This is a genomic window from Rugamonas aquatica, assembly GCF_009380215.1.
GTDB classification, from domain to species: domain Bacteria; phylum Pseudomonadota; class Gammaproteobacteria; order Burkholderiales; family Burkholderiaceae_D; genus Rugamonas; species Rugamonas aquatica_B.
On record NZ_WHUG01000006.1, the window covers coordinates 86,019 to 109,737 of the forward strand.

At 66.3% G+C, this 23,719-nt stretch carries 23 protein-coding genes and 1 tRNA gene; 7 read left to right on the top strand and 17 right to left on the bottom strand.

The genetic code is table 11. The features are described 5' to 3' along the window. Positions 1-54 precede the first annotated feature (54 nt). Positions 55-408, bottom strand: coding sequence for a PEP-CTERM sorting domain-containing protein (locus GEV02_RS16620; RefSeq protein WP_328595834.1), 354 nt, complete (start codon positions 406-408; stop codon positions 55-57). 256 nt (positions 409-664) lie between these two features. On the opposite strand from GEV02_RS16620, the gene GEV02_RS16625 reads away from it, so the two are divergent. From GEV02_RS16625 to GEV02_RS16645, 5 genes are all read left to right on the top strand, one after another. After that, on the top strand, positions 665-1,525 hold the full coding sequence (locus tag GEV02_RS16625; protein WP_152839040.1) for a ChaN family lipoprotein: 861 nt from the start codon (positions 665-667) through the stop codon (positions 1,523-1,525). Position 1,526: 1 nt separating this feature from the next. After that, positions 1,527-1,847 carry a thioredoxin family protein gene (locus GEV02_RS16630; protein ID WP_152839041.1) on the top strand — a complete coding sequence of 107 codons (321 nt, stop codon included), beginning with the start codon at positions 1,527-1,529 and terminating at the stop codon, positions 1,845-1,847. Between the two features lie 80 nt (positions 1,848-1,927). After that, a complete protein-coding gene (locus GEV02_RS16635; RefSeq protein WP_152839042.1) occupies positions 1,928-3,217 on the top strand; it encodes an MFS transporter in 1,290 nt (429 codons plus the stop codon). A gap of 191 nt (positions 3,218-3,408) precedes the next feature. Beyond that, positions 3,409-4,806, top strand: coding sequence for an MFS transporter (locus GEV02_RS16640; protein ID WP_152839043.1), 1,398 nt, complete (start codon positions 3,409-3,411; stop codon positions 4,804-4,806). 95 nt (positions 4,807-4,901) lie between these two features. Continuing rightward, positions 4,902-5,897 (top strand): LacI family DNA-binding transcriptional regulator, encoded by a 996-nt coding sequence (locus GEV02_RS16645; protein ID WP_152839044.1) that lies wholly within the window; start codon positions 4,902-4,904, stop codon positions 5,895-5,897. On the opposite strand, the gene GEV02_RS16650 is transcribed toward GEV02_RS16645, so the two are convergent. From GEV02_RS16650 to GEV02_RS16670, 5 genes are read right to left on the bottom strand one after another with little or no spacing between them, the layout of a single operon-like run. After that, positions 5,894-6,805, bottom strand: a complete 912-nt coding sequence (locus GEV02_RS16650; protein ID WP_008451949.1) for a dihydrodipicolinate synthase family protein — start codon at positions 6,803-6,805, stop codon at positions 5,894-5,896. The genes GEV02_RS16645 and GEV02_RS16650 overlap by 4 nt on opposite strands. A 42-nt stretch (positions 6,806-6,847) precedes the next feature. Beyond that, complete coding sequence (locus GEV02_RS16655; RefSeq protein WP_152839045.1) at positions 6,848-8,110, bottom strand: NAD(P)/FAD-dependent oxidoreductase; 1,263 nt, start codon at positions 8,108-8,110, stop codon at positions 6,848-6,850. Beyond that, positions 8,107-8,361, bottom strand: coding sequence for a (2Fe-2S)-binding protein (locus tag GEV02_RS16660; protein WP_152839046.1), 255 nt, complete (start codon positions 8,359-8,361; stop codon positions 8,107-8,109). Before GEV02_RS16660 ends, GEV02_RS16655 begins: the two co-directional genes overlap by 4 nt. Then, entirely contained in the window at positions 8,354-9,472 is a 1,119-nt protein-coding gene (locus GEV02_RS16665; RefSeq protein WP_152839047.1) for an NAD(P)/FAD-dependent oxidoreductase, read from the bottom strand. The genes GEV02_RS16660 and GEV02_RS16665 overlap by 8 nt, the downstream gene beginning before the upstream one ends. Then, positions 9,457-10,389, bottom strand: coding sequence for a 4-hydroxyproline epimerase (locus GEV02_RS16670; RefSeq protein ID WP_152839048.1), 933 nt, complete (start codon positions 10,387-10,389; stop codon positions 9,457-9,459). Before GEV02_RS16670 ends, GEV02_RS16665 begins: the two co-directional genes overlap by 16 nt. 72 nt (positions 10,390-10,461) lie before the next feature. Between GEV02_RS16670 and GEV02_RS16675 the strand changes: the two genes are divergently transcribed. Continuing rightward, positions 10,462-11,271, top strand: coding sequence for an AraC family transcriptional regulator (locus tag GEV02_RS16675; RefSeq protein WP_152839049.1), 810 nt, complete (start codon positions 10,462-10,464; stop codon positions 11,269-11,271). On the opposite strand, the gene GEV02_RS16680 is transcribed toward GEV02_RS16675, so the two are convergent. Next, a complete protein-coding gene (locus tag GEV02_RS16680; protein ID WP_152839050.1) occupies positions 11,268-12,740 on the bottom strand; it encodes a GGDEF domain-containing protein in 1,473 nt (490 codons plus the stop codon). The two genes, GEV02_RS16675 and GEV02_RS16680, sit on opposite strands and share 4 nt — an antisense overlap. A 74-nt stretch (positions 12,741-12,814) precedes the next feature. Beyond that, positions 12,815-13,885, bottom strand: coding sequence for an alkane 1-monooxygenase (locus tag GEV02_RS16685; protein WP_152839051.1), 1,071 nt, complete (start codon positions 13,883-13,885; stop codon positions 12,815-12,817). A gap of 124 nt (positions 13,886-14,009) precedes the next feature. Between GEV02_RS16685 and GEV02_RS33555 the strand changes: the two genes are divergently transcribed. Then, the gene (locus GEV02_RS33555; protein ID WP_152839052.1) at positions 14,010-15,008 is read left to right on the top strand and encodes an AraC family transcriptional regulator; all 999 of its coding nucleotides are present in this window, start codon (positions 14,010-14,012) and stop codon (positions 15,006-15,008) included. 14 nt (positions 15,009-15,022) lie between these two features. On the opposite strand, the gene GEV02_RS16695 is transcribed toward GEV02_RS33555, so the two are convergent. From GEV02_RS16695 to GEV02_RS16735, 9 genes are all read right to left on the bottom strand, one after another. Beyond that, positions 15,023-16,207, bottom strand: coding sequence for an ABC transporter permease (locus GEV02_RS16695; protein WP_152839053.1), 1,185 nt, complete (start codon positions 16,205-16,207; stop codon positions 15,023-15,025). Further along, complete coding sequence (locus tag GEV02_RS16700; protein WP_152839054.1) at positions 16,204-16,938, bottom strand: ABC transporter ATP-binding protein; 735 nt, start codon at positions 16,936-16,938, stop codon at positions 16,204-16,206. Before GEV02_RS16700 ends, GEV02_RS16695 begins: the two co-directional genes overlap by 4 nt. Before the next feature lie 13 nt (positions 16,939-16,951). Beyond that, positions 16,952-18,385 carry an alpha/beta fold hydrolase gene (locus GEV02_RS16705; RefSeq protein ID WP_152839055.1) on the bottom strand — a complete coding sequence of 478 codons (1,434 nt, stop codon included), beginning with the start codon at positions 18,383-18,385 and terminating at the stop codon, positions 16,952-16,954. Positions 18,386-18,435: 50 nt separating this feature from the next. Continuing rightward, positions 18,436-18,966 carry a DUF2812 domain-containing protein gene (locus tag GEV02_RS16710; RefSeq protein WP_152839056.1) on the bottom strand — a complete coding sequence of 177 codons (531 nt, stop codon included), beginning with the start codon at positions 18,964-18,966 and terminating at the stop codon, positions 18,436-18,438. Next, complete coding sequence (locus GEV02_RS16715; RefSeq protein ID WP_152839057.1) at positions 18,963-19,304, bottom strand: PadR family transcriptional regulator; 342 nt, start codon at positions 19,302-19,304, stop codon at positions 18,963-18,965. The genes GEV02_RS16710 and GEV02_RS16715 overlap by 4 nt, the downstream gene beginning before the upstream one ends. 189 nt (positions 19,305-19,493) lie before the next feature. Further along, positions 19,494-19,570 (bottom strand) — tRNA-Met (locus GEV02_RS16720). Between the two features lie 101 nt (positions 19,571-19,671). Continuing rightward, on the bottom strand, positions 19,672-20,631 hold the full coding sequence (gene miaA, locus GEV02_RS16725) for a tRNA (adenosine(37)-N6)-dimethylallyltransferase MiaA (protein ID WP_152839058.1): 960 nt from the start codon (positions 20,629-20,631) through the stop codon (positions 19,672-19,674). A gap of 1 nt (position 20,632) precedes the next feature. Then, positions 20,633-22,591: a DNA mismatch repair endonuclease MutL gene (gene mutL, locus GEV02_RS16730; protein WP_152839059.1), complete on the bottom strand. Its 1,959-nt coding sequence runs from the start codon at positions 22,589-22,591 to the stop codon at positions 20,633-20,635. A gap of 115 nt (positions 22,592-22,706) precedes the next feature. After that, positions 22,707-23,633: a peptidylprolyl isomerase gene (locus tag GEV02_RS16735; RefSeq protein WP_152839060.1), complete on the bottom strand. Its 927-nt coding sequence runs from the start codon at positions 23,631-23,633 to the stop codon at positions 22,707-22,709. Between the last annotated feature and the right edge of the window lie 86 nt (positions 23,634-23,719).

Genomic DNA, 23,719 nt, shown 5'->3' on the forward strand with positions numbered 1-23,719 from the left:
AATCCCGCCAGCCTCAAGCTTTGCGGGATTTTTTCATGGGGCGACCGGTCAGCCTCAGTCGGTAAACTTCTCCGTGGCATCGCTGTTGCGCGAAGCAAAGCCCAACACCACCAGGCCCAGCATCAGCATGACGAAGGTTTGCGGTTCCGGTACTTCGGTAACAGGCTCGACGGCCTGCGGGTTTTTCGGGTCGTTCGCGGGCAACGCCTCTGGATCGCGATCCGAGGCGGTCTTCTCCGCCGGAGCGGAGCTGTCGATACTGCATGGCGCGGTGTTATGGTCATCGCAATGTGCGAGTACAATTGCCGCAGGTGAAACTTTGCTTTTTTCCGGGCTAAGGGCTTGAGCTTGCGCGGCTCCGGCCAGACCCAGGGTCAGCAATATGATCGTTATAAAAGACTTCTTCACAATACTCTCCTGACTATGCTGCATAAGCAGGACGTTAAGACTACATTAAAACATAAACATTAAGCTAAGATCGGGCGAATGTCCAACCGTGCTCAAGTGTCTAGCATTAAACCACATTCAATAACATATTGCCATCTCTATTTTTCTTTAGGCAATCAAATCGTGCGGCGCAACAACGGTTCTTGCTTGCTAGCCAGTGGCGCAGACGATTTCAACTTTACAACTAATAATTCGATAGCAGAGGACTCGGATCCAGATGATTTCCACATATAGCCGCACCCCGGGATGGATGTTTGCCGCCGCCGCGCTGGCCTTGCTGGCCGGCTGCGCCAGCGGCGGCAAGAACGCCGGCGGCAGCGCGGTGCCGGCGCCGGTCGGCGCCAATCCGCAGGTGTTGCTGCTGGGCGAAGTGCATGACAACGCGGCCGGCCACAAGCTGCGCTACGAGCTGCTGCGCCAGCGGGTGGAGGCGGGCTGGCGCCCGGCCATCGTCATGGAACAGTTCGACCGCGAAAACCAGGACGTGCTGAGCAAGGCCCAGAAAGGCTGCCTCGATGCGCAATGCGTGATCCGCGTGGCCGGCGGCCCGCGCTGGGAGTGGCAACTCTACTATCCGGTGATCCAGCTGGCGCTGACCTACCAGTTGCCGCTGATCGCCGGCAACCTGTCGCGCGCCGACGCCGCGCGCGCGGTGCGCGACGGCGTCACCGCCACCTTCGACCCGCAGAGCATCCGCGACTACCGCCTCGACCAGCCGCTGCCGGCCGACGTGCGCGGCGGCCAGCAGACGGAAATCGTCGCCGGCCATTGCAATATGCTGCCGGAGATGATGGTCGAGGGCATGGTCAACGCCCAGGTCTCGCGCGACATCTGGATGGCCAAGATCGTGCGCGACCAGCAGCCGCGCGATGTGGTGCTGATCGCCGGTAACGGCCACGTGCGCAAGGATATCGGCGTGGCGCGCTGGATCAACGCGGTGGCGCCGGCGCTGACGGTGCGCAGCGAAGGCTATGTCGAAGGCCAGGGCGACAGCGGCCGCTACGACGCCAGCTACACCGTGGCGCCGCAGCCGCGTCCCGACCCGTGCGGCGCGGTCCAGCCCAAGGCCAAGTCCTGACATGGAAAAAGTCTACCTTCCCACCGCGCCCGACCGCGCCACCGTCGACGCCCTGGCCGGCGCCACGCTGCTGGAGTTCGGCGCCAACTGGTGCGGCCACTGCATGGCGGCGCAGGCGCCGCTGGCGCAAGCCTATGCCGGCCACGGGGGCGTGCGCCACTACAAGGTCGAGGACGGCCCCGGCCGCGCGCTGGGACGCTCCTACCGCGTCAAGCTGTGGCCGACGCTGATCTTCCTGCGCGACGGCCAGGAAGTGGCCCGCCTGGTGCGCCCGCTGAAGGCTGATGAAATCAGCGCCGCCTTCGTCCAAATCGACATTTAGGCAGCAAACTTATCTGCTTGGCAGCAGGCAAGGGTGGTGTGTATGATGGATCGCACCACCCACTTGCAGGAGCGTCAAGTATGAGTCAGTCTCAGCCTCACCCCGGATCGCCCAAGGCCAACTCCCCGGCCACCGTGCTGTTTGCCAGCCTGATCGGCACCACGATCGAATTCTTCGACTTTTACATCTACGCCACCGCCGCCGTGCTGGTGTTCCCCAAACTGTTCTTCCCCGCCAGCGACCCCGCCGCCGCCACGCTGCAATCGCTGGCCACGTTCGCCATCGCCTTCTTCGCGCGCCCGGTGGGCTCGGCCGTGTTCGGCCACTTCGGCGACCGCATCGGCCGCAAGGCCACGCTGGTGGCGGCGCTGCTGACCATGGGTCTCTCGACCGTGGTGATCGGCGCGCTGCCGACCTACGCTTCGATCGGCACGCTGGCGCCGGCGCTGCTGGCGCTGTGCCGCTTCGGCCAGGGCCTGGGTCTGGGCGGCGAGTGGGGCGGCGCCGTGCTGCTGGCCACCGAGAACGCGCCGCCGGGCAAGCGCGCCTGGTACGGCATGTTCCCGCAACTGGGCGCGCCGATCGGCTTCTTCCTGTCGGGCGGCATCTTCCTGCTGCTGAGCCAGACGCTGAGCGACGCCGAATTCTTCAGCTACGGCTGGCGCATTCCCTTCCTGGCCAGCTCGCTGCTGGTGATCGTCGGCCTGTACATCCGCCTGAAGATCCATGAAACGCCGGACTTCCAGAAGGTGCTGGACAAGAACGAGCGCGTCAAGGTGCCGGTGGTGACGGTGTGGCGCGACCACCGCCGCGTGCTGGTGCTGGGCACGCTGATCGCGCTGGCCACCTTCGTGCTGTTCTACCTGATGACGGTGTTCGCGCTGAGCTGGGGCACCAGCGCGCTCAAGTTCACCCGCAAGGACTTCCTGATCCAGCAGCTGTTCGCCGTGATCTTCTTCGGCCTGACCATCCCCGTCGCCGCGCTGTGGGCCGACCGCTACGGCCGCCGCGCCACGCTGATCTGGGTGTCGGCCGCGATCGCCCTGTTCGGCCTGACGATGGCGCCGATGTTCGGTTCCGGCAGCAGCCTGCAGGTGACGGTGTTCCTGTCGCTGGGCCTGGGCCTGATGGGCATGACCTACGGCCCGCTGGGCACCATGCTGTCCGAGCTGTTCCCGGCCGAGGTGCGCTACACCGGCGCCTCGCTGACGTTCAACCTGGCCGGCATCCTGGGCGCCTCGCTGGCGCCGTACGCCGCGACCTGGCTGGCGACCAACTACGGCCTGCAATACGTCGGCTACTATCTGTCCGGCGCGGCGGTGATCAGCCTGGTGGCGCTGCTGCTGGTCAAGCGCGGCAAGACTGCATAATTGCATTTAATGTCATCATACGACATTGCGGGGATGGGCCACCTGCCGGCCCATCCCCGCGCCACCGCTCCTTGGACAGCCGCATCTTTCCGCTTGCTTAAGGTGTTTTATAGTTGTACGATGACATACGACTAAAATGATCTCGTGGAGACCGAGAGATCATCACCAAAAACCAAAATATAAGTGATGCCATGAACCTGAGCGAGCCTGTGAACGCGCAAGCGGTGGGACTAACCGTCGGTAAATACCGCTGGACCATCTGTGCACTGTTGTTTTTTGCCACCACCGTCAACTACCTGGACCGCCAGGTGTTGAGCCTGCTGGCGCCGGATCTGTCCAAGGAGTTCGGCTGGAGCAATACCGACTACGCCAACATCGCCGCCGCCTTCCAGTTCGTCTACGCCATCTCGATGCTGTTCGCCGGCCGCGTGGTCGACAAGATCGGCACCAAGGCCGCCTACGTGCTGGCCATCACGATCTGGTCGCTGGGCGCGCTGATGCATGCGTTCTCGGTGCCCATGGGCGAGGGCGCCGGCGTGCTGCTGGGCGCCTTCGGCATCGTCGCCGCGCCGTCCATCCTCGGCTTCATGATTTCGCGCGCCGTGCTGGCGGTCGGCGAGGCCGGCAACTTCCCGGCCGCGATCAAGGCCACCGCCGAATACTTCCCGAAAAAGGAACGCTCCTTCGCCACCGGCATCTTCAACTCCGGCGCCAACGTCGGCGCGATCCTGGCGCCGATCTGCGTGCCGCTGATCGCCGGCATCTGGGGCTGGCAGGCCGCCTTCATCATGATCGGCATGCTGGGTTTCATCTGGATGAGCGTGTGGCTCACGCTGTATGAAAAGCCCGACCGGCAACCGCGCCTGTCCGCGCAGGAGCTGGCCTACATCCGCAGCGACCAGCCGGCGCAGGCCGGCGGCGCGGCCCCGGCCGCCGACGCGAAAAAAGTCTCGTGGTTCCAGCTGCTGAAGTACCGCCAGACCTGGGCCTTCGCCTTCGGCAAATTCATGACCGACGGCGTGTGGTGGTTCTTCCTGTTCTGGCTGCCGACCTATCTGTCGGCGCAGTACGGCATGAAGGGCGACGCCATCGTCGTGCCGCTGGCCGTCCTGTACAGCATGACGATGATAGGCTCCATCGGCGGCGGCTGGTTCCCCAGCTACTTCATGGCGCGCGGCCATGCGCCGTACGACGGCCGCATGAAAGCCATGCTGGTGATCGCCTTCTTCCCGCTGGTGGTGCTGCTGGCGCAGCCGCTGGGCGCGATCAGCTTCTGGGTGCCGGTGCTGCTGATCGGCGTGGGCGCCTCGGCGCACCAGGCGTGGTCGGCCAACATCTTCACCACCGTGTCCGACATGTTCCCGCAAAAGTCGGTGGCCTCGGTGATCGGCATCGGCGGCATGGCCGGCGGCATCGGCGGCGTGCTGCTGACCAAGCTGGGTGGCTGGGTGTTCGACCACTACAAGGCGCTCAACGATATCCGCACCGGCTACATGATCATGTTCGGCATCTGCGCGCTGGCCTACCTGGTGGCGTGGTGCGTGATGAAGACGCTGGTCCCGCGCCACAAGGAAATTACCGACCTGTGATGCGACACTGCGGCAATCGATAGATGCCGACATGCTAAGATTGTCCTTTGGCGCTGCCGGCATACCGGCAGCCTAGCTACTCCGACAGTCAGAACATGAAAAAAAACGTAGCAACCATCCGTGACGTGGCCGCCGCTGCAGGCGTCTCGACCGCCACCGTCTCGAAGTTCGTCAACGGCGCGCAGCGCTTCTCGCCGGCGGTGGAGGCGACGATCAAGGAAGTCATCGCCAAGCTGGGCTACCGTTCCAATCCGCTGGCCGCATCGATGATTACCGGCCGCACCAAGAGCATCGGCCTGTCGGTGCTGGATGTCGGCAATCCCCACTTCACCAGCATCGTCAAGGGCGCCAACCGTGTCGCGCTGGCGCACGGCTACACGCTGCTGCTGGTCGACACCGAAGAAAACCCGGACCGCGAACGTCCGCTGCTCGAAGCGCTGAGCCGCCGCGTGGATGGCATCATCATGTTCTCGCGCATGCTGGAATCGGAGATGGATTGGGTGATGGAGCTGGGCAAACCGCTGGTCTACTTCGGCCGCCTGTCGCGGCTGGAGATTCCGTGGGTGATCAGCGAAGACCATCGCGGCGCCTACATGCTGGCGCGGCACCTGGTCTCGCTGGGGCACAAGCGCATCGGCTACCTGCGCTTCCCGCGTTCGCGGCGCGACGAGGAGCGCCTGGCCGGCATCCGCGCCTGCCTGGCCGCGCACGACCTGGAACTGACGGTGTATGAAGCGGGCGCGCCAACGGCGGCCGAAGGCGAGCGCGTATGCTCGTCCATCATGCTGGGCGCCGAGCACCCGGATGCGCTGATCTGCTACAACGATTTGATCGCGCTGGGCTTCATGAAAGCCGCGCACACGCTGGGCTTCAAGCTGCCGGAGCAGATGTCGGTGGCCGGCTTCGACAACATCGAGTACGGCCAGTACACGTCGCCGGCACTGACCACGGTGGACCTGCAGAGCGAACGCATGGGCGTGGCCGCGATGGAAAAGCTGATCGCCGCCATCGACGGCAAGCCAGCCACCAGCGCCACCAAGATCGAGCCGCAACTGATCCTGCGCGGCTCGACCATCAAGCGCCAGGCTTAGAACAGCAGGCTGACGTCCGGACGGGTAGCCAGCGCCTGCTGGACCACGGCCGTGACGCGGGCGCGGTCGGCGCCTTGCAGCGGCTGGCGCGGACGGCGCACGTACTCGTTGCCGACACCGGCCAGCGTTTCCACCAGCTTCAGGTTCTGTACCAGCTTGGTCGACACGTCCAGGTGCATCAGCGGCATGAACCACTGGTACAGCTTGAGCGCTTCATCCCAGCGCTTGGCCTTCATCAGCTTGTACAGCGCCACGGTCTCTTTCGGGAAGGCCACCACCAGGCCGGCCAGCAGGCCGTCCGCGCCCACCGCCAGGCCTTCGAACGACAGATCGTCCACGCCCATGAACAGCTGGTAGCGATGGCCGACGGCGTTGCGCAGGTCGGTGATGCGGCGCACGTTGTCGGTCGATTCCTTGATCGCGACGATCCACTCGCAATCGGCCAGTTCCTTGAAGTCCTCAGGCGTCAGGTCGACCTTGTACGACACCGGATTGTTGTAGACCATGATAGGCAGCTGCGCCGCCTTGGCGATCACGCGCAGGTTGTCCATCGCTTCGCGCGAGTCGGCCGCGTACAGCACCGATGGCATCACCATCAGGCCCTGCACGCCCATCTCATGCGCCTTCTCGACGAAGCGGCAGGCGGTGGCGGTGCGGGTTTCGCTGACGTTGACCAGCACCGGCACGCGGCCGGCGGCGACGTTCAGCGCGGTCTTGGTGACGGCCAGCTTCTCGTCGAACGACAGCGTGCTGGCTTCACCCAGCGAGCCGCAGGTCAGCAGCGCGTGCACGCCGCTGTCGATCTGGAAGTTAAAGTGCTTTTCCATTTCTGCGTGGTCGAGATCCTCGTTCTCTTTGAACTTGGTCGTTACTGCGGGGAATACCCCTTCCCATTTTGCTGCTGCCATGCTGTTCTCCTTGTGATGAATCGGTGGTTGTTATTGAGTTTGTTAATCGATGATGCTGGCGACGCGGGCCGGTGAAATCGGCATACGCACCGCGTCCGGCCGCCAGCCGTACAGCAGTTCCGTGGCGCCGCCGCAGATGCGGCCCTGGCACGGCCCCATGCCGCAGCGCGTCAGCAGCTTGGCGCTGCGCCAGCTGGTGTGCGTGCGCAGCTCGCCGTGGCAGACGTCTTCGCAGCGGCAGACGATGGTGTCGTCGCCGGCCAGTGCTAGCAGCTCCGGCCGCAGTGCAAACGCGCGCTCCAGCCGAACCGCGAATTTTTCCCAGCGCGCGCGCTCGGCGTGCAGCTCCTGCGCGGCCGTGTGCTGGCCGCTCGCCATCAGGCCGGCGATGCGGCCCTCGGCCAGCGCCAGGTCGACGCCGCCGACGCCCGTGCCTTCACCAGCGCAGTACACGCCGGACACGGAAGTATGCTGCGCCTCGTCCACCTGGACGCTGGTCTGCCCGTTGCGCGACACGGTGGCGCAGCCCAGCGCCTGCGCCAGTTCGACGTTGGGCAGCAGGCCGTAGCCGCAGGCCAGGTAGTCGCATTGCAGCGCTTCCAGCTCACGGGCGCCGCCGCGCTGTACCAGTATCGATTGCAGCGTGCCGTCGCCGTGCGCCGAATGCACGTAGCTGTTGCGCAGGTAGGGGATGCCGCGCAGCTGCGCCGCCAGTTGCAGCGCCTGCGTGATTTTCGAAGGCGTCGCCAGCAGGCCGAATCCAAAGCGCACCAATGCCTGCAAGGGCGCCTGCTCGACGATGGCGACGATCTCCGCGCCCTTGTCGCGCAAGGTTGCAGCCACCGCCAGCAGCAGCGGGCCGCTGCCCGCCACCACCACCCGCTTGCCCTGCACCGGATAGCCACCCTTGGACAGCGCCTGCAAGCCGCCGGTGCCGGTAACGCCGGGCAGCGTCCAGCCGGGGAAGGGCAGCAGCCGCTCTCGCGCGCCGGTGGCCAGTATCAGTTTTTCGTAATGCAGCGTGGCGGCGGAAGTCGGCGTCTGCACGCGCAGCTGGCCCGGCTCCGGCGCGTACAGCACGCGCGTCTGCGGCAGACGTGTGACGTTGGGTGCGGCCAGCAGGTCGGCCCACATTCTTTGTGCGCGTTCATCCTTTTGCTGATCCGGGCCGCCGCGCCATATCTGGCCGCCGGCCAGCGGGTTGTCGTCGACGATGCCGACCCGCGCTCCGTGCGCGGCGGCGGCATGCGCGGCCGCCAGTCCGGCCGGCCCGGCGCCTACCACCAGTACGTCGTAGCGGCTCATGGGCGGACCTCGCAGGTGGTGACGCGCATGCCGTCCGCACACAGCGTCTGGCACGACAGTTGATGCATGCGGCCGTCGATGGTGACGCGGCATTCCTGGCACACGCCCATGCCGCACAAGGGCGCGCGCGTCGCGCCGCCGACCGCGCGCCGGGTGACGACGCTGCCGGCCATCGCGATGGCGGCGGCCACGCTGACGCCCGACGCCACACGGATATCGTGGCCGTTGATGTTGAGGACGACGTCAGGCATGGAAGCGTCCCGGCAGGTAAGGGCTGGCGGGGATGCGCGTGCTGTCGCTGTTCATCTGGGCGGCCAGCAGTTGCGCCGTCGCCAGCGAAGTAGTGATGCCCAATCCTTCATGTCCCGTCGCCAGCCACAGTCCGCGCCGCGCGGCGTGGGGGCCGATCAGCGGCAGGCCGTCCGGCGTGGCGGCACGCAGGCCGGTCCAGCAGCGCAGCACGTTCAGTTGCGCCAGTGCTGGCGTGAACGCGGCGGCATGGCGCAGCATGCGTTGCAGCATGGCCGGCTCCACCGCCAGGTCGATCGTGTCGAACTGGCGGGAGGAGCCGATCAGTACTTGTCCGGTAGGACGGGGCTGCAAATTGAACGCGACCGAATCGCCGCTGGCGGCGTGGGCGCTTTTGATATAACCAAGTTCCACCAGCTGGTGGCGGACAAAACCGGGATAGCGGTCGGTGATGGCGATGTGGCCCTTCTTGGGCTGCACCGGCAGTTCCGGCAGCAGCGCGGCCGAGCGCGATCCCGCCGCCAGCACCACGTGCTGCGCCTGATAGCGTGCTCCGTCGGCCAGCAGCACGCCGTTGTCTTCGATGGCGGCGACGCTGCCGCGCAGCGTGGTGGCGCCACGGCGTATCGCCCGGTCCAGCAGGATGCGCGCGCTCTTGGGCGGGTACACCAGGCCATCGCCGGAAACCAGCAGGCCGCCGGCCAGGCCGGGGCGCAGTTGCGGTTCGCGCTCGTACAGCGCGGCAGGCGCCAGCAGCTCGCAGGCGATGCCGTAGGCGGACAGGGTGTCGGCCTTGGCGCGCGCCGCCGCGATTTCTTCTTCGTCTGCGGCGACCCAGATGGTGCCGCAGCGGCTGTACTCATGGCGCTGCGGCAGGTCGCCGACCAGCGAATTCCACAGCGAGACCGAATACGCCGACAACGCCAGCTCCGCCGGGTTGTCGTCCATGACCACCAGGTGGCCCATGCCGGCGGCGGTGGCGCCGCTGCCGGCCATGTCCTGCTCGATCACCTTTACCCGCATGCCGCGCTGGCTCAGCGCGTCCGCACAGGCTGCGCCGACGATGCCGGCGCCGATGACGATAACGTCGGTCTGTATCACCGTATGCCCCATATGAAGGGATCGGTCGGATCGAGTATCAGCTGCGCCTGCGCGTTGACCCACGCCCGGCCGCGTATGCTCGGTATCAGCAGCTCGCCGCGATAGCTGTACGACGCTTCGAACACGCTGCCGATCACGCTTTCCTGCTTCCACAGCGCGCCCTCGGCCAGCTTGCCGTCGGCCGCCAGGCAGGCCAGCTTGGCGCTGGTGCCGGTGCCGCAGGGCGAGCGGTCGTAGGCCTTGCCGGGGCAGAGCACGAAGCTCTGGCTGTCGGCGCCGGTGCGCGATGGCGCGAACAATTCGATATGGTCGATCAGCGCGCCGCCTTCGCCGGTGACGCCGGCCTTTTCCAGCGCCGCGCCCACGGCCACGCTGTAGGCGGTCAGCGCCTCGACGTTAGCGACGCCCAGTTCCAGTCCATGACCGGAAACCAGGAAGAACCAGTTGCCGCCCCAGGCCACGTCGCCGGTGACAGGGCCATGGCCCGGCACCTCGACCGTCACCTGCGTCTGCGTGCGGTAGGAGGCCACGTTGTCCACCGTGACGCTGCCGTCGGCATGCAGCTCCGCCTCGACCACGCCGACCGGCGTATCGATGCGGTGGCGGCCGGCGCCGATGCGGCCCATGAAGGCCAGCGAGGCGATCAGGCCGATGGTGCCGTGGCCGCACATGCCGAGGTAGCCAACGTTGTTGAAGAAGATGACGCCTGCCGCACAATCGGGTGCGTGCGGCTCGCACAGCAGCGCGCCTACCAGCACGTCCGAGCCGCGCGGTTCGCAGACCACGGCGGAGCGGAAACGGTCGTGATGGCGTTTCAGCAGGGCGAGCCGCTCGCTGAGCGGACCGTGGCCCAGTTCAGGGCCGCCGTCGATGACCAGGCGGGTCGGTTCGCCGCCGGTGTGGGAGTCGATGATGGAGATTGTTTTCATGCTCAAATCTTAGGCTTCCGGCGGCGCGCTGTCTTGCATCGCCTCCGCATATTGGATGACGAAATCTGCACAATGGCGATAAAACAGGAGACGCCGCCGCCGGCCGCTGGCACAATCGCCTTCATGCATAGAGAACCCCCTCACGATGACGCCCGCCGCGCGCTGGGCGCCGGCATCGCCGATCCCTTCTTTTCCGAAGCGCTGTTCGACGCGCTGCCGGACGTGGTGTTCTTCGTCAAGGACGTGGAATGCCGCTATGTCGTGGTCAATCAGACGCTGGTGCAGCGTTGCGGCCAGCGGCACAAAGCGGCGCTGATCGGGCGCACGCCGGCCGAGGTGTTCGCCCGTCCGTTCGGCCAGACCTACCTGGCGCAGGACATGGCGGTGCTGGCCGGCGGCAGCAATATCGAGGACCAGCTGGAGCTGCACCTGTATCCCAACCGCGATCCCGGCTGGTGCCTGACGCGCAAGACCGCGCTGCGCGACTCCCACGGCCGCATCGTCGGCCTGACCGGCGTGTCGCGCGACCTGGCGATGGCGGACAAGAAGAACCCGGCGTACCGCAAGGTGGCGGCGGCGGTCAACCTGATCCACCAGGAGTACGGCCAGACGCTGCAACTGGCCCAGCTGGCGCGCACGGCGAATATGTCGGTGGCGCAGATCGAGCGCTACTTCCTGCGCATCTTCCACCTGACGCCGCGCCAGATGATTATCCAGACCCGCGTCGAGGCGGCGTCGCGCCTGTTGAAGGGCTCCTCCAGCGTGGCGGAAATCGCCCAGGCCTGCGGCTACGGCGACCATTCCGCCTTCACGCGCCAGTTCAAGGCTACCACCGGCATCACGCCGACCCAGTACCGGCAGTTGGCCGGCAAGAGCGGTTAGAGGGCATCGGCCAGCTCGGCGCGATTGCGCCCCAGTTGCTTGGCGCGATAGAGAGCCGCGTCGGCATGTTTGAGCAGGCCGGCGGCGTCGCTGTCCGCATCCGGCACCGTCACGGCCATGCCGACGCTGACCGTCACCACGCCATGCGGCGACAGCGCGTGCGGTATGCGCAGCGCTTCGACCGCTGCGCACATCATGCCAGCCGTCGTTCGTGCGTGTTCAGCATCGGTCGATTGCGAGATCACCGCAAATTCCTCGCCGCCGTAGCGCGCGACGAAATCGCCGCAGCGCCGCACCTGGGCGGCCAGCGCCTGCGCCACCTCGCGCAGCACTTCGTCGCCGGCCTGGTGGCCATAGTGATCGTTGTATTGCTTGAACAGGTCCACGTCCAGCATCGCCACCGTCAGCGGTTGGCGGCCGCGCCATGCGCGGCTCCATTCGGCGTTCAGCATTTGGTCGAAGCGGCGCCGGTTGGCGATGCCGGTCAGGCCGTCGGTGGCGCTCATGGCGGCCAGCAGCTGGTTCGATTGTTCGAGTTCCTGCGTGCGCTCCTGCACCCGGCTTTCCAGTTCGCGCTCGCGCATGCGCAGTTCGTTGAGCATGACGGCGAAGCCGATGCCGACGATGCACAGGGTCAGGATGAATTCCTGTGCGTGCAGCGTCTCCAGGTACACCGGCACGTCGCCGAAAGGCTTGAAGTGGGCCGTCATCGTCATCGCCATGCCCAGCGAAATGAGGGCCACGAACAGCGTCGTCATGCGGATGCCGAAACGGAAGGCGATGACCGCCACCGCGGGCAGCAGCAGGGTGGGCGTGACGGGGAAGCTGTCGATCGTCCGGCCTTGCGCAAACAGCACGGCGGTGGCCAGCAGCAGCGTCAGCGCCAGGCCGGCATCGTCGAGCCATGTGCGCCGCCGGCGCTGGCGCGGAGGGTAGGTGAAGGCCAGCAGCATCGGTGTGTAGATCAGCAGCCCGAGGGCGTCGCCAAACCACCACAGACGGGCCAGCGTCAGGTAGGGCGTGGTGTCGCCGCCGATCTGCTGCATCACGACCGCCGCCATCAGCGCGGCCGCCAGCGTGCCGGCGATCGGTCCGGCCACCACGAAGCGCAGCAGGTCCTGCGTTCGTTGCAGGCGGAAGGTAGCGCCGCTGCGGCGCATCAGCAGGAAGGACAGCATCACCTCGAACAGGTTGATGATGCTGAGCAGGACCGCTTCATGCAGTGGGAATGTGCCGAGATTGGCCAGGATGTCGGAGCTGAAGGTCAGCGCCGCCATGAGCGGCGCGCGCTGGCCGTTGAAGCGTACCAGCGCCGCCAGCAGCACGGCGTTCGGCAGCCAGACCACCACCACCTTTTCCGGCGTGACGGCGCAGAACAGCGTCAGTTTGACGCTGGCGAAATGGAGCAGGAACAGCAGTATGCAGAACAGCCAGCCAGGCCGTTCCCAAAACGTGGCACGTTTGATCATCAGCTGCCTTTGCGGATGGAGGCAACCGGCGCGGCGGTCGGTTCACGCTAGATTGCCCCGCAACGGCAGCGCTGTCAATCCCCGCCGAACCGGGCGGCCAGCTGGCGTTCCTCGTCGTTGGCGAGGTGCTGGTCCCAGGCCATCAGGCGCGGCGCCATCAGGTGACGCCACAGCGGCGGCACCAGCGCCACCAGGATGGTCGACAGATAACCGCCTATCATCTGCGGCGCGTCCGGGTAGGGATGCAGGTCGTGGTAAGGCACGCCGGCGCGGGCGTGGTGGTGCGAGTGGCGCGTCAGGTTGAACATGGTCCAGGAGCTCAGGCGCTTGTTGGTGTTCCACGAATGGCGCGGCTGCACCGGCTTGGCCGGATTGCGCATCAGCCCATAGTGCTCCATGTAGTTGACCACTTCCAGCAGCGCCTTGCCCCACAAGGCGCAGACGGCGAAGAACAGTGTGGCCGCAGCGCCGCCCCAGTACCATGCGGCGGCCAGCAGCAGTACGCTCATCAGGTGGCCGCGTATCACCATGTTGTGCCGGCTGTACTGGCGGTGGCCGCGCCGCTCCAGGCGCTTGCGTTCCAGCTTCCATGCGCTGATATTGCCCCGGACCGTGGAGCAGACGATGTGCCAGTAGACGCTGCGTCCGCGCGGCGCGGTGGCCGGGTCTTCGCCGGTGGAGACGTAGCGGTGGTGGCCGTACACATGCTCGATGGCGAAGCCGGTGTCGAAGCTGAAGGCCAGCAGCCAGCGGCCGATCAGCAGCGATGCCGGTTCCCTGGTGCGGTGCACCAGTTCATGCGCGGTGATGGTGCCTATCATGCCGATCATCAGGCCTGTCAGCAGCACGGCGGCGCCCAGCTGTATAGGCGTGGCGTAGCGGCCGGCGATGAAGCTGTCCATGGCCGCGCCGACGGTCAGCACCAGCAGCGGCAGCGCCAGCCACAGTTGGCCGGTCAGGATGGCGGGATGGTGCAGCGTCGGCGTACTCAGGTCGTCGCCGCCCAGCAGGTCGCCGATCACATAGAACAGCACTACGCCCAGCAGCGACAGCGCGATCGTGTCGCCGCCCGCGTACAGCGCGGCGGCGGCCAGCAGGCCCACCACATGGAACAGGCAAAACTTCAGGTAGTGCAGAACGTTCATCGGCGCGGTCTCCTTGTTGTTATTGCGTCCATTGTAGGCAGCGCGGCGGGCCGCAAGGGAGGTGCCGGATTGACATGCAGGGGTTATTTATTGACAATCGATAGCACTCAACCCGGGGCTCCCCATGCAGGCTAACGACCACACGCTGGCAAGCAGTTACCTGCGCCAGATCGCCGAACAAATCAGCAGCATGGGCGGCGACGCCGGCGACTGGCTGGCGCGCAGCGGCCTGCGCGCGGAGCAGCTGGACGACGGCGAACTGGCGGTGTCGTTCCCGGTGTTCCGTCAGCTGGTGCTCGATTCGGTGGAGCTGACCGGCGAGCCGGCCATGGGCCTGCTGGTGGGCGACCGCATGCGCGAGCACACGCACGGCATCCTCGGTTACGCCGCCATGAACTGCGGCACGCTGCGCCAGGCGCTGGAGCTGCTGGAGCGCTTCTTCATGCTGCGCACGACGATGCTCGCCATCGATTTCGAACAGCGGGACGACGAGTTCCGCGTGCGCCTGCGCGAGCGCATACCGCTGGGCGACATCGCGCGGCCGGTGCTGGAGGCGGCGCTGCTGGCATTCAAAAATGTGTTGGACTGTATTCCGCGCGGGCCGTCGCAGTGCCGCAGCGTGGCCTTCAGCTTTGCCGCGTCGTCCGACGCCGCGCTGGCGCGCGAGCTGTTTCGATGCGAGGTGCGCGAGGGCCAGGACTGGACGGGCCTGGTGCTGCCGCTGGCGGCCATCGACGTACCGCTGCGGATGGGCGATCCGGCCACGCTGGCGCATGCGGTGCAGATCTGCCAGCGGGAGCTGGACAAGCTGGCGGCGCAAGTGTCGCTGGGCGCGCGCGTGCAGCGGCTGATGCTGGAGCAGCGCAGCAGCTTCCCGTCGCTGCAATTGACGGCGCGGCTGCTGTGCATGACGCCGCGCACGCTGCACCGGCGTTTGCTGGAGGAGGGGACTTCCTACAAGCAGATACTGGAACAGGTGCGCCGCATGCTGGCGCTGGAATACCTGCGCGCCGGCCGCTTGAGCGTGCAGGAGGTCAGCTACGCGCTGGGCTACAGCGACGTCGCCAATTTCCGCCGCGCGTTCAAGCGCTGGGAGTCGGTGCCGCCGTCGGCCCGCCGCTGAGCCAACGGCTTTGACTACACAGCGAGGACGTAGCGCTCGCTCTTCATGCGGAACGAAGCAAACGCAATGGCCACACCCGCCAGCAGCAGCGGCAGCACGCAAGTGAGCGCGTAGGGCACCCACCCCAGCGCCTGCCCCGTGGCCAGCGCCTGGAACATGGTCTGGTTGGACAGCACCGGCACGGCGTACATCCAGTTCTGCGTGCTCAGGTCCATCATCGGGATAATCACCAAGGGCAGTATCGGCAGCATCGCCACGATGCTGGCGCTGGCCTGCGCTTCCTTGAAGGTCTTGGAGTTCATCGCCATCGCCACCTGCACCGCGCCGACGAACAGACACAGTGGCAGCGTCGAGCCGATGACCATCGCCAGCATGGGCAGGCTGAGGCGCCACGACATCCCGATCTCCTCCAGCGGCAGCTTGGACAGCACGCCATGCGCAACCAGCAGCTCCACCGTCAGCCCGATCGCGGCCAGCGCGGAAGCGGCCAGCCACTTGCCGGCGACCAGTTCACGCACCGGTATCGGCTGCGCCATCAGCACTTCCAGCGAACGGCGCTCGCGCTCGCCGGCCGTGCTGTCGATCGCCGAGGACAGGCCAAACAGCAGCACCGGGATAAAGAACATGCCGAGCATGGCGCTGATGCGGGCGTTGCCGCCGGTGGCGCTGCTGACCGAGTCGTAGCGCTGCAGCCGCAGCGGCGACAGGATCACCGCCGACACGCCGTGCGCCTGCAGGCGGGCGCTGGCGACGCTGTTGCTGTACTCGCGCAGGATGGTCTCCACTTCCAGCCGCTGGTCGCGCTTCTCGGCCGAGGAATCGAACCACAGCTCCAGCGGCGCCGGACGCAGCTCCGCGTAGTACTCGCCGAATTCCGGCGCCAGGCGCAGCACGCCGACCACCTTCTTCTTGCGCAGCAGCGCACCGATGTCGGCGTCGCTCATGGCGGCGCTCTCGCTGACGTTGACGTTCTTCTGGCGCAGCTGCGCCAGCAGGTTGGGCGCCTGCGCGCCGCCGACCACCACCAGGTCGATGCCGGCCTTCTCGGTGCGCGTGCCGCGCTCGATCATCGTATGCAGCAAGAAGCCGACCAGCGCCGGGTACACCAGCGTCAGCATCAGCAGCATGCTCAGGGTGCGCTTGTCGCGCAGCGCCTCGGACAACTCCTTCTTCATCACTACCAACCATAACGGCATCATGCTGCGATCCCTTCTTCCGTGCCGACAAGGTGGACAAAGGCGTCCTCCAGATTGGCGATTCCCGTTTGCCTGCACAGATCCTGCGGCGAGCCTTGCGCCACGGTCTGTCCCTTGGCGATGACGATGACGTCGTCGCACAGTTGCGTTACTTCCTGCATCACGTGGGTGGCGAGGATGATGCAGCAGCCTTCGCTGCGCAGCGCGGCCAGCGCGCGGCGCAGGGCGCGTGTGCTCATCACGTCCAGCCCGCGCGTCGGTTCATCGAGCAGCAGGTTGCGCGGCCGGTGCAGCAAGGTGCGCGCCATCGCGACCTTCATGCGCTGGCCCTGCGAGAAGCCCTTGGTGGAGCGGTCCAGGATGTCGCCCAGGTCCAGCAGTTCGCACACTTCCCCGATGCGGCGCGCGATCGCTGCCTTGCCCATGCTGTTGATCTGGCCGAAGTAGGTCAGGTACTCGCGGGTGCTGAGGCGGTCGTACAGGCCGAATTGGTCGGTCAGCAGGCCGATGCTGCGCCGCGCGCCCATCGGGTCCGTCGCCGGGTCGATGCCGTCGATGCTGACCGCGCCACGGTCGCGCTGCAGCAAGCCGACCAGGGTGCGCAGCAGCGTGGTCTTGCCGGCGCCGTTAGGCCCCAGCAGCGCGGTGGCCTGGCCATCGCGGGCGGTGAAGCCGACGCCGGCCAGCGCCTGCACGGCGCCGAAGCGCTTGTGGATGTCTTCTACGTGGATCATGTCTCAGTCCTTATCAGGGTTGGGCGCCGGCGTGGCCGAGCTGGAACGACACGGGGGCGATCTCATTGAGGCAGTCGGCCGCCAGCCGCTGGTCCGGCCGGTCGAGGAATTCGCGCAGCAGGCGCGGCGTGCAGCCGAGTCCCGACACGCCGTGGCCGGCCTGCGCCACCGTCAGCAGCTGCGCCTTCGGCATGGTCTTGGCGGCGCTGGCGGCGCGGTGCGGCGGCGTGATCGGATCGAGCGCGCCTGACAGCAGCAGGGCCGGCACCGCTATGGTGGTTGCCGCCGCCGGGGCGATCGCCGGCAGGTCGAGCATGCGGCACAGCGACGCGATGCGCGTGGCGTGGCCGCGCATGAAGGAGCCGCGCTCGTCGTCGTCGCGCATGGCGGGCGCCAGGCGCGGCATGTCTTCCGCGCACACCACCGCCATGTACAGCGGCAGCGCCATCAAGCCTTCAGGCGTCACGTCGCTGCCCGCATAGCCGCGCGTGAGGAACGGTCCCCAGTTGCCCTGGTAGGCGCTGTGGATCAGGTAGGGCAGGCGCTGGCTGTCCAGCGGCGAGTAGAGACTGCCGTGGATGGTGGTGACGAAGCGCAGATTGGTCAGCGGCAGGCGGGTGGGCAGCGCCGTGCGCGGATGCGGGAAGTCCAGCGTGACGGCGCCGCTGTTGACGCGGGCCAGCACGGCGTCGAACTCCGCCTTCAGATCCGGGAACGCCTTGTTGCAGGCCGCGTCCCGGGCGCAGCGCTGGAACACGCCGTCCAAGGCCAGCTGGGCGTCGTGCGCGCCGGCCGGGATCACCTGGTCCGGCGCGGCGACCGCGTCGAGTATCAGCGAGCGCACGCTGGCCGGATACAGGCGCGCATAGCTTTGCCCGAGGCGGGTGCCGTAAGAGCCGCCGAACACATTGACCGGACCGTAGCCCAGCGCCAGGCGCACGCGTTCGATGTCGTGCGCGGCGTTGGCGGTGTTGTACATGGCGAGCGGCTGCCTGATCGACTTCACGCACTGGGCAAAGGCGGCTGCCATGGCGGCGTCGCTGGGGGCTTCGTCGATGTCGCTGCCCTTGCAGCGCATCCTGCCGGACAGGCCGGTGCCGCGCTGGTCGATGAAGACGATGTCGCGGGTGGCGCGCACCCGCTGGAACATGACGGGCAGCGCGTTGACGATGTCCGATCCGGCCTGGCCAGGCCCGCCGGCCAGCACGAAGAGCGGATCGGCGCTGGCCATCTGACGATAGGCCGGGGCCACCGTCACATGCAGCGGCAGTTGTTCGCCGTCCTTGCGGCCGGGGTCCAGCGGCACCGGGATGACGTGGCAGCGCAAGGCTTCCTCGCTGCCGCGCAGGTGGCAGTCGCGGCTCGATTGAAGCGCCGTGGTGGCGGCAAATCCGGGGGCTGCTGCAAAAAACAGGGCGAACGCCGCCCATGAAATCCATCGTTTCATTTTTTACTCCATTGGCTTGGAAGATGATTACCCGTGCGCGCAGGCGGGCTTTATGGCGGTGCTTGTGCCTTGAGCGTGCGGATGCGCAGCAGCAGGCGCGCCACGGCATAGAGCGTGACGGCGGACGTACCCACCAGCAGGCCAAGCGACAGCTGCGATTGGAGCAGCGCATCCTTGCCCTTGAGCGGCACGATGATGGCCAGCGGCGTCCACGCCACCGCGAACAGCCCGAGGAGGCGCTGGTACTTCCTGATCTGTGAAGGCACGTCGGTGAAGATTTCCGGCGGCCGGCCGGTGCCGGTGGGCGCGCGCCAGTAATGCCAGCCCAGCAGGTCGTCGACATGTTCCCAGCCCGCGTCCTGGAACAACAGCAGGTAGTCCGGATCGGGGCGGGTCAGCAGGAAGTCGGTGCGATAGGTGACGTCCTTGGGTTCGCCGCGTTTGAATTCGAACACGGTGCGCAGGCAGCGGATGCGGGACAGGTGCAATCCTTCGCGCGCCATCTGCTGCAGCCAGTTTTCGATCTTGTGGTCGGCGTCATCCCAGAACCATCTGAATTTCCTGACCAACTGGCCGCTCATGCTGCTGCTCCTTTCTGTTTGATCGTGCCTGCGTCCAGGCCGTTGCGCACCATGATCTGCAGGCGGCGCAGCTGTTCGGCCAGCACATCGCGGCCGCGCGCGGTGAGCGCGTACGATTTGCGGCGTTCCTCTTCCTTGACCTTTTCGATCAGGCCCTGTTTTTCCAGCGTCGAGAAAGCGCCATACAAGGTGCCGGGGCCGATGACAACGCTGCCTTCGCTGATGGCCTCCACCTTCTGCATGATGGCGTAACCATGCAGCGGCTCGTTCAGGGCGACCAGGATGTAATAGGTCGCCTCGGACAAGGGGAGGTATTTCGAATAATCGATTGCAGCCATGGCCGTTCCCAGGAATTTCGTTGCGCGGAGATCGATGTATCAACTACCGATCTATCGAGTTCCGATATAGTATCACCGGACAATGGATAGTCAACGAGAAATTTTGGGCGAGGAGGCGGGCGTTGAATATGCAGGCGCCGGAATGCAAAAAGGGCGATAACTCATCGAGTTATCGCCCTTCGAAATTCTTGGTGGTGATAGGTGGACTTGAACCACCGACCCCAGCATTATGAATGCTGTGCTCTAACCAACTGAGCTATATCACCTGCAACGCCCAGCATTATGGGGGTTGGAGCCTAAGCTGTCAACGCTCGTTCCAAAAATTTTTTAAATATTTGAATCGCAGCGCTCAAAGATTGGCATATTTTTAATGGTGGCGTTTGTCTTCGATCTGCGCCAGCATGGCGCTGGCCGGGTCTCCGCCCAGGCAATCGAGCACCACGCGCTCAGGCATGGAACGCAACCACGTCAATTGGCGCTTGGCCAGCTGGCGCGTGGCGATGATGCCGGTTTCGCGCATGGTCTTGTAGTCGATGGTGCCGTCCAGGTATTCCCACGCCTGCCGGTAGCCGACGCAGCGCATCGACGGCAGGCCGGGATGCAGGTCGCCACGGCGGCGCAGCACTTCCACTTCGCTGATCAGATTTCCGTCCGGCGTTTCTTCCAGCATGATGTCGAAGCGGCGCGCGATGCGCTCGTGCAGCACGGCGCGGTCCGACGGCTCCAGCGCGAACGACAGCAGCTCGAAAGGCAGCTCCGTCTTCTCTTTTAACGCCAACAGTTCGGACATCGGCTTGCCGCTCAGCGTGCAGATCTCCAGCGCGCGCTGGATGCGCTGCGCATCCGCCGGCGCCAGGCGGGCGGCGGTTTCGGGATCGAGCAATGCCAGCTTGGCGTGCATGGCGGGCCAGCCGATGCGGGCCGCTTCGTCTTCCAGTTCGGCGCGCAGTGCGGGATCGGCGCCAGGCAGGTCGTCCAGGCCGTCGGCCAGTCCCTTGAAGTACAACATGGTGCCGCCCACCAGCAGCGGCAGATTACCGCGCGCGACGATCTCGTTCACCAGCCGCAGCGTATCGTTGCGGAACTGCGCCACCGAGTACGAATCGAGCGGGTCGATGATGTCGATCAGGTGGTGCGGCGCGGCGGCGCGTTCTTCGCGTGTGGGCTTGGCGGTGCCGATGTCCATGCCGCGATACACCAGCGCGGAATCGACCGAGATGATCTCCGACGGAATGCGCTGGGCGATCGCCAGCGCGGATGCGGTCTTGCCCGATGCCGTCGGACCCATGATGGCGACCGCCAGCGGTTTTGAAGCGTGAGTGTTCATCTTATTGACCGCGCAGGAACAGCTTATCGAGCGCGCCGATTTCCACCTGCACCCAGGTCGGGCGGCCGTGGTTGCACTGGTCGGCGCGTTCGGTGATTTCCATCTGGCGCAGCAGGGCGTTCATCTCCTGCGTCGACAGGATGCGGTTGGCGCGCACCGCCGTGTGGCAGGCCAGTGTGCCCAGCAGCTCGTTCTGGCGCTCGATCAGCACCCGCGAGCCGCCGAATTCGCGCACGTCGCGCAGCACGTCGCGCGCCAGCGTCTGGGCGTCGGCGTTCTTCAGCAGCACAGGAACCGAGCGCACCGCCAGCGTGGTCGGCGACAGCGTGGCGATGTCGAAGCCCAATGCCTGCAAGGTCTCCTGGTGTTCGGAGGCGGTGCCGACTTCGATCGCGTCGGCGTAGAAGGTGACGGGGATCAGCAGCGGCTGCACCTGCATTTCTTCGCCGGCGACGCGGCTGTCCAATGCGGTCTTCAATTGTTCGTACAGGATGCGCTCGTGTGCGGCGTGCATGTCGACCAGCACCAGGCCCTTGTTGTTCTGCGCGAGGATGTAGATGCCGTGCAGCTGCGCCAGCGCGAAGCCGAGCGGGAATTCTTCCTGCGCCATCGCCGCCGCCGAGACGGTGAACGGGCTGGCCTGCGGCAGCGTCATGTCCGATTCGGCGCGGTAGCCGGTGACGGGGCCGGAGCCGCCGAACAGGGCGCCGTATTTTTCCGTGCTCTGCGCGACGCCGCCCTCGCTGCCGCCGAAGCGCGGCGCGCCGAAGCCTGCGCCGCCAGCACCACCTGCGCCGCCGTCACGCGAGCCGAATGGCGATGGCGAGAACGTCGGTGCATAGTCCGGCGCCAGCAATGGGCCGAACGAAGTCTGCTCGCCGCGCCAGGTCGAGCTGCCCAGGCTTTCGGCCGCCGGCAGCGGCGACGGCACGCTGCCGTGCGACGTGGCCGAGGTCTGCGCCAGCGCGCGCTGCACCGCATGGAACACAAACTGGTGCACGGCGCGGCTGTCGCGGAAGCGCACTTCGATCTTCGACGGGTGCACGTTGACGTCCACCAGCGCCGGATCGAGATCGAGCGCCAGCACATAGGAAGGGAAGCGGTCGCCGTGCAGCACGTCCTGGTAGGCCGCCTTGACGGCATGCACCAGCACCTTGTCGCGCACGAAGCGGCCGTTCACGTAGAAGAACTGGCCGTCGGCACGCGCCTTGGAGGCGGTCGGCAGGCCGGCATAGCCGTGCAGGCGCAGCGGGCCGGCGCTTTCGTCGATCGGCAGGCGCGCTTCGGCGAAGCCGTCGCCGAGAATGTGGGCGCTGCGCTTGGCCATCTCGCTGACGTTCCAGTGGTCGATGGTGCGGCCGTTGTGGCTCAGCGAGAAGGACACGTCCGGCCGCGCCAGCGCGATGCGGCGCACGACTTCGGCGCAGTGGCCGAATTCGGTCTGCTCGGATTTGAGGAACTTGCGGCGGGCCGGCGTGTTGAAATACAGATCCTGCACGTCGACCGTGGTGCCTTGCGCGCCGGACGATGGCGCCACCGCGCCGTTGTGCGAGCCGACGATTTCCCACGCGTGGGCAGCATCGGCGGTGCGCGAGGTCAGCGTGACGGCGGCCACCGAGGCGATCGAGGCCAGCGCCTCGCCACGGAAGCCCAGCGTGCCGACGTTTTCCAGGTCGTCCAGCGAGGCGATCTTGGAGGTGGCGTGGCGTGCCAGCGCGAGCGGCATCTGCTCGGGCGGGATGCCACGGCCGTTGTCGGTGATGGCGATGCGTTTGACGCCGCCTTCCTCCAGCCGTACGGTGATCTGCGTGGAGCCGGCGTCGAGTGCGTTCTCCAGCAGCTCCTTGACCACGGCGGACGGCCGTTCGACCACCTCGCCGGCGGCGATCTGCGAAATCAGCTGGTCAGGCAGGGCCTGGATAGGGCGGGGAGTGCGGGGGGAAGTGTCGGGCGCGTTCATCACGAGATTATAACTGCTCGACCGGAGTCATTCCCGCGCAGGCGGGAATCCATACAACGCTGGCCAGTCAACTCAGCATGGGTTCCCGCTTTCGCGGGAACGACACCGGCGCGGCTTAGTCTTTTGGATGCTCGCGCACGGGAATCTGCGCGTTGCACAGCTCTACGTACTTTGGCGTGAATTTGTTCCACGGGCCGCCACGGTTGCGCGACGCGTCGATCACGGCCTGATAAATAGGCGCTTCGCTGCGCATCACTTCCAGGTGGCTGCGTTCCGCCTCCGGCACGTCCGCCTCCAGCCGCACCGATTTAATCTGCATGCGGGTCTCGCCGGCGCCGTAGAAGCCCATGGTCTCGCCGCCGCGCGGCAGGGTGGCCAGCAGCGGCATGCCCCACACCACCCGGCCCACCACCGTGATATTGCGGTCCAGATGGCGCGGCGCGTGGCCGTTGACGGCATACAGCTCGGCGCCGTTGCCGCTGTCGGTCTCGTTGTTGCGGCCCACGCCGACCATGCCGTAGCAGTGCGTCAGCCAGGTGGTGCCGGCCTTCGGGTCGCGCCCCACCGGGAAACCGTTGGAATGGCCGATCTGCGGCGCGTAGCCGTCGATGTCTAGCTGGCGCACGAAGTGCTTGTCGTTCTTCATCGGCACCGTGAACTCGCCCACCACCTTGGCCTTGGCCGAGCCCTGCGGCTTGGGCGAGGCGCCCTCGGCGTCCGGATCGCCCCATTGCGCAACATAGTTATCCTGGGAGCGCAGCATGGACAGGCCGTCGAAATAGCGTTCCTTGACCAGGGTCTTGATGTTGGCGATATTCTGCGGCGCGAAGTCCGGCGCCAGCTCGATCACCACGCGGCCGGTCGGCAGCTCCATGTACAGGGTGTTGTTCGGGTCCAGCGGACGCCAGTCAGAGGGCTTGGACTGCTTGACGACTTCGCCGGCGCTGGCGCGCACCGGCAGGTCGGCGGCTTGCGCCAGCGTGGCCAGGCTGATCGCCAGGGCGGAGAGGGGAAGAGCGCGGAACAGGTGGGTCTGGGACATCCATTATCTCCTTGGTTGGTCGCATCCGCTTGTTGCGGGCGGTCGGGCGATTGTAAATGGTTATCGGAGGTCTGGAAACTTCTGCC